General features: G+C 35.1%; 12 protein-coding genes and 1 other annotated feature. Of the genes, 1 reads left to right on the top strand and 11 read right to left on the bottom strand.

Translation table 11 applies throughout. The features are described 5' to 3' along the window. Positions 1–6 precede the first annotated feature (6 nt). The 5 genes from RTL21_RS16410 to RTL21_RS16430 all read right to left on the bottom strand — a co-directional run bounded on the left by RTL21_RS16410 (position 7) and on the right by RTL21_RS16430 (position 4,334). The gene (locus RTL21_RS16410; protein WP_312097315.1) at positions 7–1,524 is read right to left on the bottom strand and encodes an NADH dehydrogenase subunit 5; all 1,518 of its coding nucleotides are present in this window, start codon (positions 1,522–1,524) and stop codon (positions 7–9) included. Between the two features lie 549 nt (positions 1,525–2,073). Then, positions 2,074–2,670 carry a class I SAM-dependent methyltransferase gene (locus tag RTL21_RS16415; RefSeq protein ID WP_312097317.1) on the bottom strand — a complete coding sequence of 199 codons (597 nt, stop codon included), beginning with the start codon at positions 2,668–2,670 and terminating at the stop codon, positions 2,074–2,076. A 101-nt stretch (positions 2,671–2,771) separates the two neighbouring features. Continuing rightward, positions 2,772–3,527 carry an undecaprenyl pyrophosphate synthase gene (locus RTL21_RS16420; protein WP_312097319.1) on the bottom strand — a complete coding sequence of 252 codons (756 nt, stop codon included), beginning with the start codon at positions 3,525–3,527 and terminating at the stop codon, positions 2,772–2,774. Positions 3,528–3,628: 101 nt separating this feature from the next. Further along, a complete protein-coding gene (locus RTL21_RS16425) occupies positions 3,629–3,847 on the bottom strand; it encodes a helix-turn-helix domain-containing protein (RefSeq protein WP_312097321.1) in 219 nt (72 codons plus the stop codon). Between the two features lie 10 nt (positions 3,848–3,857). Beyond that, entirely contained in the window at positions 3,858–4,334 is a 477-nt protein-coding gene (locus tag RTL21_RS16430; RefSeq protein WP_312097323.1) for a DUF2975 domain-containing protein, read from the bottom strand. Positions 4,335–4,712: 378 nt separating this feature from the next. Between RTL21_RS16430 and RTL21_RS16435 the strand changes: the two genes are divergently transcribed. Next, positions 4,713–6,086 (top strand): tetratricopeptide repeat protein, encoded by a 1,374-nt coding sequence (locus tag RTL21_RS16435; RefSeq protein WP_312097325.1) that lies wholly within the window; start codon positions 4,713–4,715, stop codon positions 6,084–6,086. A gap of 60 nt (positions 6,087–6,146) precedes the next feature. Here the strand turns inward: RTL21_RS16435 and RTL21_RS16440 are convergent, their stop codons facing one another. The 6 genes from RTL21_RS16440 to RTL21_RS16465 form a co-directional block, all read right to left on the bottom strand. Then, the gene (locus RTL21_RS16440; protein WP_312097327.1) at positions 6,147–6,602 is read right to left on the bottom strand and encodes a GNAT family N-acetyltransferase; all 456 of its coding nucleotides are present in this window, start codon (positions 6,600–6,602) and stop codon (positions 6,147–6,149) included. 51 nt (positions 6,603–6,653) lie between these two features. After that, complete coding sequence (locus tag RTL21_RS16445) at positions 6,654–7,382, bottom strand: metallophosphoesterase family protein (protein WP_312097329.1); 729 nt, start codon at positions 7,380–7,382, stop codon at positions 6,654–6,656. A gap of 110 nt (positions 7,383–7,492) precedes the next feature. Further along, positions 7,493–8,008: a GNAT family N-acetyltransferase gene (locus RTL21_RS16450; protein WP_396954461.1), complete on the bottom strand. Its 516-nt coding sequence runs from the start codon at positions 8,006–8,008 to the stop codon at positions 7,493–7,495. Positions 8,009–8,230: 222 nt separating this feature from the next. Further along, positions 8,231–8,434: a helix-turn-helix transcriptional regulator gene (locus RTL21_RS16455; protein ID WP_312097331.1), complete on the bottom strand. Its 204-nt coding sequence runs from the start codon at positions 8,432–8,434 to the stop codon at positions 8,231–8,233. Continuing rightward, on the bottom strand, positions 8,435–8,737 hold the full coding sequence (locus RTL21_RS16460; protein ID WP_312097333.1) for a hypothetical protein: 303 nt from the start codon (positions 8,735–8,737) through the stop codon (positions 8,435–8,437). It abuts the gene before it with no gap. Between the two features lie 185 nt (positions 8,738–8,922). Beyond that, the gene (locus tag RTL21_RS16465) at positions 8,923–10,602 is read right to left on the bottom strand and encodes a glutamine--tRNA ligase/YqeY domain fusion protein (protein ID WP_312097334.1); all 1,680 of its coding nucleotides are present in this window, start codon (positions 10,600–10,602) and stop codon (positions 8,923–8,925) included. A 73-nt stretch (positions 10,603–10,675) separates the two neighbouring features. Continuing rightward, positions 10,676–10,930, bottom strand: a binding site (T-box leader). Positions 10,931–11,105: the final 175 nt, after the last annotated feature.

Below are 11,105 nucleotides of genomic sequence, written 5' to 3' on the forward strand. Positions count from 1 at the left end.
ACCTCCTTATGGTAATTGTTGTTTTAAATAGCTCGGATGGCTCTCTACAGATTTGGGCTTTGCTTCCCCTAATCTCACTAACCAAAGATAAAGTACCGTAAAGAAAATAGACGAACGATTACGTGCAGTAAATGCCCTTATTGCACTGCCAACTAATAAGAGACAAGCAACAATGATGACTGCTGCTATTGGAGGTTGATTCCCCTGGGAAACAGTAGTCTGCAGGAAATCATAGAAAAAATGATGAATAGCGAAATAAATAGCAGCCGTTCCTCCTACCATTAATAACCCTGCGATTCGACCAATGCTCCCTTCTCCAAAAGCTACTAGCTGTCTCCAAGAAATAGACAAGGACCACCCTAAGATTAAGGCACTAATTAGTTGATATCCCTCTCCTGGTGCCTTGAGCCAAAAAACCAACCCAACAACGAAGCCTAAAATCCACCCCGTCATTGTCCATAAAAAGGAAGCCTGCTTATTACTGTGAGTGGGTCCTTCGAAACGGCGCACTGCTGAACCTGACTGTAAAAAAAGGGTTGCTTTAAACAAACCATGTAGAATTAGATGAATTATGGCAGCAATATATGCACCTAACGCACATTGAATGAGCATAAAGCCCATTTGTCCAATAGTCGAGCCAACTAGCTGACGCTTGTAGTCAACTTGTACTAAACTAATTCCAGTACCAACCAAAACAGAAATCCCCGCAAAAACAAGTAAAATAATGGAAGAAACATCTCCATTAAATAGTGGAGAAAAACGAGCAAGCATAATCCCACCTGCATTCACAATTCCTGCATGCATAATCGCAGAAACAGGAGTAGGCGCAACAACAGACTCTACTAACCATCTTTGGAATGGCCATTGAGCTGCTGGAATGATAACCGCTAGGACAATCAGTAAGTTAATCCCTGTTCTTTCCCATGTTGCAAGCTGTGCTAAATTTTCAGTAGATAGAGCTGACGATAATTGCCAATTACCTGTACATTGAAATAGCCAAATGACCGCCAATAATAAGGCCAACCAGCCAAATATAAAGTTGCGACCAGAGATCTTAGATGCTTCATTCGCTACTTTCCACCCACTGTTTAATCTTATAAGCAAGGTTAATCCAGCAAGGGTTGCCCCCCAAAATAGAACCATTAAGCGAAGATCAGCACTTAACCAGGCAATGGAAGCGGCAGTTGTTGTGAATGTAAAGAGTGGAAAATATTTTCGATAAGAACGATCTCCCATTAAGTAGCGTATAGAAAAACGTTGAACAATTAATCCAATGGCAAGAACGAAAAAAGTCATTAACCAAGCCAAGGAATCCAAGTGCAAAGGACCAATATTTTCTCTTCCATTCGTTTTTACAAGTGCTACTAAAGAAATCAAAGGCGGTAAAGACACAATCCAACTATGTATTTTCACATAACTCAATGGCATTCTTGGATGCAGAAGTAATAATCCACTTAGCATAGAAACAATAATCATCATAAAAAACAATACTAGTAATAATAGCAAACTCTGCGAAACAAACATGTTGAATTTCTCCTTTTACTCTTACTTAGAAAAAACCTTTAATTTACAAGAATTCCATTCCTTCTTTATGGAAACAAACATTTTTTCCCAATAAAAAAGCCGACAATCTTTAAAATTCACCATGATTTTAAATCATAGGAATCAAAAAAATTGTCGGCTTCTCTTCAACTAATTGCAGCGCATTTTTTGAAGAGCTACCCTTTATAGGTTTTTATATTTTCATTTAACTTTCATATAAAGACATTCATATATTATTGGACTACTTATTTATAAAATCACTTTTCCTTATTCTATTAAGTTACTTTTTCATTCAGTCAATACAATTATTAAAAGAATGCTAAAGTCTTAATCTCCAAAGAAGAAAAATTAACTTACAACTAAGTATTTAAGCCAACAACCCACGACTGAAGTCACGAGGGTACTCGGCTAAAGCATAAATATAAGATATTCCAAATTTTTATATTTGTCAACAAGAAAGCCATTCTACAATGGAAAATTAAATTATTTCATTGGAATAATCCATTCTGATATTGTATGATCAAACAATAATCATTTTATACTGCAGGCGATAAACATCGATGCATCCTTTTTCATAAAAATCTCTTTGCCATGATAAAATGTCTTTATTTTTGATGACTTGAATCCAGCTTCGGTTAATATTTCTTTCAATTTTTCATGTGAAAAACCGTTATGAACCTTCGGATGGCTGATGTTCTCGTTCTTGTCAAAATCAACAATAATAAGCTTGCCGCCATCGTTTAAGATATGGAACAATTCCTGCAAGATTTTTTTCGTATCCGGTATATGAAGAAGAACTAGAGACATGAAAATAATGTCCGATTTAAGTTCAGAAGTTTCTTGCGTAAAATCGGAATAAAGTACGTTTGCGTTAGTAATACCTTTTAGCGCTATTTTCGCTTTCGCAACCTCCAGCATTTGTTCCCATGAATCCACCAACAAAATCGAATCTACCAAATCGGTTAATTCTAAACTAACGAGCCCAGTACCACTCCCATAGTCGATTAAAGATTGGGATTTACTGTCTTCTAGTTCTGTTCTTACTTCCTTCACGATCACTTTAGCCAATTCCATTCTATCTTCTGTATCATACCTTTTGGCCATCTGTTCAAAAACGTTCGCTTCCATCTTACGCTCCCCCTACTTTAAATATTGATTATTATAGCAATAATCAACCGTTAAAGTACAATTTGAAGTTGGTCTGGTTTGATACAATATAATCCCAACTCTTATAGCCCACCATACCGTCTTTTTCGTTTGCAGAATTCTTCCAATGCTTGTAGAAATTCCTTCTCAGAGAAATCGGGCCACAGCACATCAGTAAACCAGAACTCCGTGTACGCCAGCTGCCAGAGCAGGAAATTACTCAGGCGTATTTCCCCTCCTGTTCGAATAAGAAGGTCAGGTTCTTTCATACCAGCTGTATAAAGGTAGTTTGAAAACTTCTGTTCATCCAATTCTTCCAGTGAAAATTCCCCTTTGTTTATATCCAAAAACATCTCTTTCATCGCATTTAAAATCTCATCTCGGCTTCCATAGTTAAGCGCAAAATTAAGCAAAAGGCCGTCATTACTGCGAGTACGTTCCATTGCATCCTCTATTGCTTCACGTGTATGAGCTGGAAGTTTTCCGATGTCCCCTACTGCCTCTATACGAACATTATTAGCTATAAGATCTGGTAGATAAATAGATAGAAAATCCTTAGGAAGCCTCAATATAAACTCTATCTCAGGCTTAGGACGTTTCCAGTTTTCTGTAGAAAACGTATAAAGTGTGAGAACTTTCACCTTGCATTTAACTGCTGTCTTAACAATTTTTACGACAGTAGATACTCCTTCTTTATGGCCAGCAGCTCTGGGCATGCCCCTCTGCTTTGCCCAGCGTCCGTTTCCGTCCATTATTATAGCAATATGCTCCGGTATAGTATCATTCGGATAAAAGACGGATACTTCTGCTTGTTTCTTAGTGAAAAAAGGTAGTTTCATTGATTTTCCCTTCTTTCGATATACTTTTTAATATTTCCATGTTCACAAATAAGCTATGACTCTTTCTGTCATACATAATAATGAATGCCCTGTAATTCTGCTTATTCATTTTCTTGATCTCTACGATATTCTAAGATTTCTCCAGGCTGACATTCTAAAGCCTTGCAAATCCCCTCTAATGTTGAAAGTCGAATTGCCTTTGCTTTTCCATTTTTCAAAATAGATAGATTCGCCATCGTGATTCCAACCCGCTCTGAAAGTTCGGTCACACTCATTTTCCTTTTCGCTAACATCACATCAATATTAATTACAATTGCCATTTCATTCACCTCAGACTGTTAAATCATTTTCTGATTTTATATCGATCGCTTGTTGTAAAAGCCTTTGAAGAACAGCTGCAAAGACCGCGATTACGATGGAAGCAAAAATCGGAATCATTCCAAATAAGATAAGACCTGGAGCATCATCTGACTGTGCTAAGAGAAAAATGAAAGGCATCATTAGTACATATAAGATACTGATGATGATTGCATCTTTCTTTATATGGCTTAATGCCTTTACCGACATTGACGAGAAAGCTTCATTCCTATCAATATACCCTAAAAGTCTGAAAGTCTGATAAAGCGCCATATAAAATGGAATTGCCGATAAATATATCCCTATTACAATCGGATATAGTATATGGGCATAATCTGGATTTGCTGGATTTTTAGCCAAATCATATATTCCCCATAATCCTAAAGCAAGAACGGGGGTTCCAATAAGAACGACAGCTATCTTTAAAAAAAGTGTTGTTCCTTTTTTCATAAAAAAAGCACCTCTCCTATTTAATATCTTATTGAAATTTACCATATTATTTATCGTTTTACAATAAATATTTATTTAATTTTATACTTTTTTTATTGATAAACAAGTTTAACGATTATTTTAAAGCCTATTTCTATTTATTTTTTTCCTGTTGAAAGATCTTAGAATTAAAAAAGCAGTCCATTTCCGTTGCGGAGTGAACTGCAAAAAAGGATGCTTATAAGACAAAGCATGTAAAGGTAGCAAATATGAAGCAACCATATGGTTACATAAGCTAAGTAAAAACATCTATTAGATTTCCATTTTTTCAGAATTTACACATTTTCATGTTATTATTATAGCAGATTATTATTTATTTCTTGGAGGAAACCAATATATATGAAGAAAAAATTAATACTATGCTTTGCTTCATTCTTCCTACTCTTGGGAGTCATATTATTTATAAATAGGAATGCAGTAAAAGAAATGGGAATAGTAAAAGACATTCAAGAACTTATCTATTCGAAGCCTATTGTAGAAGAAGAAAATGCACTTTCAAAGAAAATTGGTTCTATTACCTTCAAATATAATGAACAAGAAGACCATTCAAACGTTATTAATGAAGCTCTTCAATCATTAAAAGAACAGGAAAAACTCTTTATGGAGCTTTTTGGAAAAGACCGGAATAATCCAATAGCGATTGTTTTAATCGAGGATCCATCAGTATTACAAAAATTGTTTGGAATTACTGATGATGGTTATGTAGCTGGATATTATATAGATGAAAAAAAATCGATTTATCTAGCTGTTCCTCATAATGCGGAAGAGATGCAGGTGTTTAAGGAATCGATTGTCCATGAATACACCCATCATCTTATTTCGAGTACTTTAGAAAGTGCAGGACTTAAGACTTCTGATATACCAGTATGGTTTCACGAGGGTCTAGCAGCATATGTGGAAAGAAAAGACAACGGCATTACAATGGAAGAAATTCAAGTAACGGAAAACGCAAGCTTCGAGGAACTTGAAACACATAAGCAATGGAATAAGCATTTGAATTCTCCTTTTGATCCCTATCTACAAAGTAGGTTACTAGTAGGACTTTTGATTAAAAAAGAAGGAACATCAGTAATCCCGAAATTGATGGAAGCGTGCAAAGACAACAATTTTTCAAATGCCTTTGAACAAATAACTGGACAACCATTAAAATCCTATGAAACGGAACTGTTCAAGACACTCAAAACATATCCTTCCATGGAAATTAGCGCTAGAGGTCAACTATATCAAGATGCTAATCCAGAAGCTGCATTGGAAAGTGCACTTGAAATGAACGATCTTATCCCTAATGTGGATAATGTCATTCATTTAATCTCTACTATTTATTTAGAAATGGGCGATTATGAAAAATCCATTGAAAATTTCGACCGTCTTGTTCATTTATTTCCTTATAGCTCCTATTATCAGCAATACGCAAACGTTCTTTTATTTACAGACTTGGATAAGGCATTGGAAGCATCGGCAACTTCTGTAAAACTTGCTTCTGAGGAAGATGTACCTTTTTATCAAGGGCACTTGAAATTAATGTTATCTATAAATGAGAGTGTCAATAATGATAATTCCTTCAAAGGTTACATTCAGTTTTTACATGATGATCTATCTTGGATATTAACCAACAAAAACAAAGCTGATCTAATCCATACTATATTAGATAGATATCCTCATATATCAGAGAGTAGGGATGAACTGATTGCTTTGGAACAAGGTTTACATTAGGTAGAATTGGTAAAAAATAATAACTTACTGGCAAGTTGCACTTCATTTTTGGGGTGCTTTTTATCTTTTCAACTCTATAAAGTGACTTGCATTTGAATAAAGATTACTCTTTGAAAATCCGATAGAAGTATAGAAATTATCTGCCTGTTCCGTATCTGTATGAAGCACCAATATTTTATAATATTTTCTTGCTTCAACCATAATCTTTTTGACTAATAAACCTCCTATACCCTCTCTTCTAAATTCTTTACGAACATATACCCTCCTTAGCCTTCCAATAGATTGGTCTCTTGAAAATGGATCTTTATTTAAGCCTCCAATAGCAATTAGGACATCCGCTTCATCAAATACACCAAATAATATCTCACCAAAATGGTTGAAGGTATTAATTTCATTTTTATAATCTTTCACTAATCTTTCAACAAATCGAAAGCCATCTTCCATACTTTGCTCTACTAGACTATCTAACTCATAGTTCATTAGATTTTTAATTTGTTTGATCATATATTTTTTCATCTGTAGCCCCTTTCAAACTTCATATCTATTATTTTCTTTCTAGCACGGTCATTACTCATACATAGCTAGAATTTTTTTCTTACGAGGAATGTTTGCGTTCCTTATCTCGTCCAGGTAAGTATGAAATTCATATGGAACATATTGTTGCATAATGTTAAATCCTTTCTCCCTAATATCTATAATCCCATATCGAGCAAATGGCTCATTGAAACATCCAAGAGAACCTGCATTATAAAAGGTTTTATTTTCACATAAAAATTGATGGGTGCGATGGTCGTGTCCAAAACAGACTAAAGAGGTAGAATCCAGTCCATCTAGGGGAGCGAAGTTTTCTAAGGACGGAATACCAGTTCGATCAAAAGGGTCTTTACTTATATGCATATTATACATGGATTGTTTCATTGGGTAATGAATGAAATGAAAACTTTGTTCATAGAAGGTAGGATTGATTATTCGAGGTAGATTCTTCAATTTAGAAATATACTCTTTATTTAACCTTTCTGCAATCCATTGATGGTGTGGGATAACATGGAATCTGCTTTTAGGATAAGGTTCATCGTTAAGTATTGCTAACACTGATTCATCATGGTTACCTGTTAATATTTCCATATTATCCAATTCAAATAAGGAATGTAATACCTCATTCGGGTATAGGCCGACGCCAATCATATCACCAAGACAATAGATGAAGTCAACTGATTTTTCTTTAATATCTTTAAGTACCGCTTTCAATGCGTACATATTCCCGTGAATATCTGAAATGATTGCAATTCTATACATAAACCCTCCTCCTTGTCATTGTTAAGTAAATACTACTTTACTAAAGGTGAAATTGATTAATCTGATTTAGAAAAATCACTGTAACTTAGGCTAGCAAGGTTAGAATAACTTTAACCAATTTCAATCCAATAACGCTGTACAATCTCCTTCCCATCTGCGGAAATTACTTCATTCTCTAACACTCCGCCCACTTTTTGAATCGTTTTGGCAGAGGCGATATTTTCTTTATCACAGGTTATTAATACTTTACTTAGACCAAGTTTATTAGCTTCTATTAAACTTAGTCGCAGCTGCTCTGTCGCATATCCTTTCCTGCGTTCTTCTGGATGAATGCTATAGCCGATATGCCCACTCTCCATTAACAATTCTGGTGTTAATCGATGGCGAATATTAATAAGTCCAATTAATTTCCCATTGCTAATGCTTAAAAATTGAGTAGCCGGAACCCGATTTGGTGGTAGGTTATCGCCATTTTCCTGGCTGATTACTTTATTGAGCCATTCATGAAAATCCGTATAATTTTGCAAGGAGCTGCCACCATAAGGCTGTTCTTTTCTATGTAAAAATGCTGACCTATATTCCATTAACTGTTCCATAAACTGCTCAGATGGTCTCACTAATTCCATTGAAATCCCCTTCTCTCTATCTATAGTTTTAACATTTGGAAGTAATAACCCAATTATTCTATATCACTTGTATACTTCTCCGGCAATAACTCCATTACCATTTTTATTTCTTAGACTATTTTGCTATATTTTAACATACATTCCCATTTCTCTTTGTTTTTTTGTAATGGCTTTTTTCGTAAATTGAGTAAGTTCAAAAAAAGACCCCAATAGGAGGTCCATTCATTTTTTTATAGAACCACTGAAGAAAAGCTCATCTACTGTGGTATCCAGTATAGAGGCTATATCAAATGCTAATTGTAAGGTTGGATCGTATTTATCATTTTCAATTGCATTTATTGTTTGCCTGGATACCTTACAAAGTTTAGCCAGTTCTTCCTGAGATAATTTAGCTAATTTTCTTAAATACTTAATATTATTTTTCATTTAATCACCATATTTTTTTCTGTAAACTAATAATGTTACCAAATATATAACTAGAATCACCGTCAGAAACATTATCGGAGAAATTCCATTACCATTAGTATAACTATTCCCCTGCAACGTTAGATATATGGACTGTGCTACTTCTAAAATTAGCATACCTGTCACTACGATAAATACATATGATTGAGCTTTTGTGTTGATAAACTTTCTTCTTTCATCACCTTTTTGAGAAAATGGAGCTACAAAAATCAAAATTCCGCAAACTAACAATATAGCTGAATACACAATTTTAACCCAATCCATTTTTAGTTTCCTCCTTACGAAATGTCAAAAGTGTTTTACATTTATTATTGTAGCATGTACCTCAAAAATGTCAAATACTTTTGACATTATAATTATTACTTAAAACATTAATGTTTTAGCCTTATCAATTCTGCTAGCTACTAAGTAAAAAATCGAGTGCAAAATTTTTGCACTCGATTTCAACTTTATCCTTTTTTCCCTTTCCACGAATCCTTCAATGACACAATTCTATTAAAAATTAATTTATCTTTTGTAGAATATTTATCTACACAAAAATAACCGTGTCGCAAAAATTGGAACCTATCTTCGATTTTTGCGTCCTTTATCCAAGATTCAATTCTGCAATGTTTTAGTGTAACTTTAGAATTGGGATTCATTTTTTCCTCCCACGTTTTTTCTGCATCTTTCACAATCGTTTCGTCCTCAAATAATTTATCGAAAAGATTTACCTCCACTATTTCACTATTTATAGCGGAAACCCAATGAATCGTTCCTTTTACTTTCCGCTCAGAAAATCCTGTCCCACTTTTGGTCTTTGGATCATAAGTACATCTAAGCTCGATAATTTCACCTGTAGCTTCATCTTTAATCACTTCATTACACTTGATGAAATACGCTCCTTTTAATCGAACCTCTGCATGTAAAGCTAATCTTTTAAACCCTTTTATCGGAACTTCCATGAAGTCCTCTTTTTCGATATAAATTTCTTTTGAAAATACGACCTCTCTATTTCCTAATGCGGGATTTTCCGGATTATTTTCAATCGTTAAAAGCTCAGTTTTGTCCTCAGGATAATTGGTGATCGTCACCTTTAATGGATTTAATACTGCCATCACCGTATGAACTTTGGACTTTAATTCGCTCCTAAGTGTACTTTCCAGCATTGCTATATCGGCTGTACTTTGATGTCTTACAAACCCAAGTTCTTGAACAAAGGTGCGGATACTTTCTGGGGTAAAACCTCTTCTCCGAAGTCCACGGATTGTTGGTAATCTTGGATCATCCCATCCATCTACCAGCTTCCCTAACACTAATTCCCTTAAATATCGTTTACTCGTTACAACACCCGTTATATTCACCCGTCCAAATTCTCTTTGTTTTGGTGCTTCCTTTATTTCTAGCTCAGTCAATACCCACTCATATAAAGGTCTGTGGTCTTTGAATTCGATAGAGCACAAGGAATGGGTAATACCTTCGATTGCATCTTGAAGAGGATGAGCAAAATCGTACATTGGGTAAATACACCACTCATTACCCGTTCTATAATGATTGGCGTGAATAATCCTGTAAAGAATCGGATCTCTTAAATTCATATTTGGCGAGGCCATATCGATTTTTGCTCGTAATACATGCGATCCTGTTGGAAATTCGCCATTTTTCATTCTCCAAAATAAATCGAGATTCTCCTCCACTGTTCTGTTTCGATAAGGACTATTTTTACCAGGCTCTGTAAGTGTTCCGCGGTATTCCTTTATTTGCTCAGGAGACAATTCACAAACATATGCCTTGCCTTTCTTGATCAAATTCAATGCTGCATGAAATATTTCATTGGAATAGTCAGACCCATAAAAAATCCGTTCCTCTGGAGAATAGCCTAGCCAATTAATATCATCAATAATCGAATCCACATATTCCATATCTTCTTTTAAAGGATTGGTATCGTCAAAACGCAGGTTAAAATTCCCGTTAAACTTTTTCGCAATCGCATAGTTCATATGGATGGCATATGCACTGCCAATGTGTAGATATCCATTTGGCTCAGGAGGAAATCTTGTGCAAATCATTCGATTATATGCCCCATTTTGTAAGTCTTCAGCTACCGTTTTTTCCAAGCTATTATCTAACGCTACTTTCTCTTCCGTCATTTTTATCCCTCCGTTTTTTAAGTGAAAACTATTTTTTGCCAATAAAAAAAATCCCACCCCCAAGACAATTAGTCTTGAGGACGAGATTTTATATCCGTGGTGCCACCCCAGTTTATTAATATGTCGCCATATTAAACTCTTCAGGTACGGTAGTTACCTACTTATACCCTAGCTCTATAACAGGAGCACCTGTCACACTATCCCTTCAACATAAGTTCCAATGTGAATGCTCAGAGTCTTGGTTCAATAAGTAATTCTTACTCCTTTTCAGCAGCTGGAGCTCTCTTTAAAGAATTAGGTTATTTACTCTTCTCTTCATCGCTTTTGCTATTTTTTGGATTTAAATTATTCCTATGATAACAAGGTCTTTTCTGTTTGTAAAGGTAGTATATTCATTAAAATAAAAAATGGCTGTTTTCGTAAAGTTTGTTGCTATTACCCGCAGCCGGAATACACTTCGCTTTCCGTGGGGCTCGCGCTGAGCCTCCTCAGCTTCGCCTCCG

The sequence above is a fragment of the Niallia sp. genome (assembly GCF_031978665.1).
Taxonomy (GTDB): domain Bacteria; phylum Bacillota; class Bacilli; order Bacillales; family Cytobacillaceae; genus Niallia.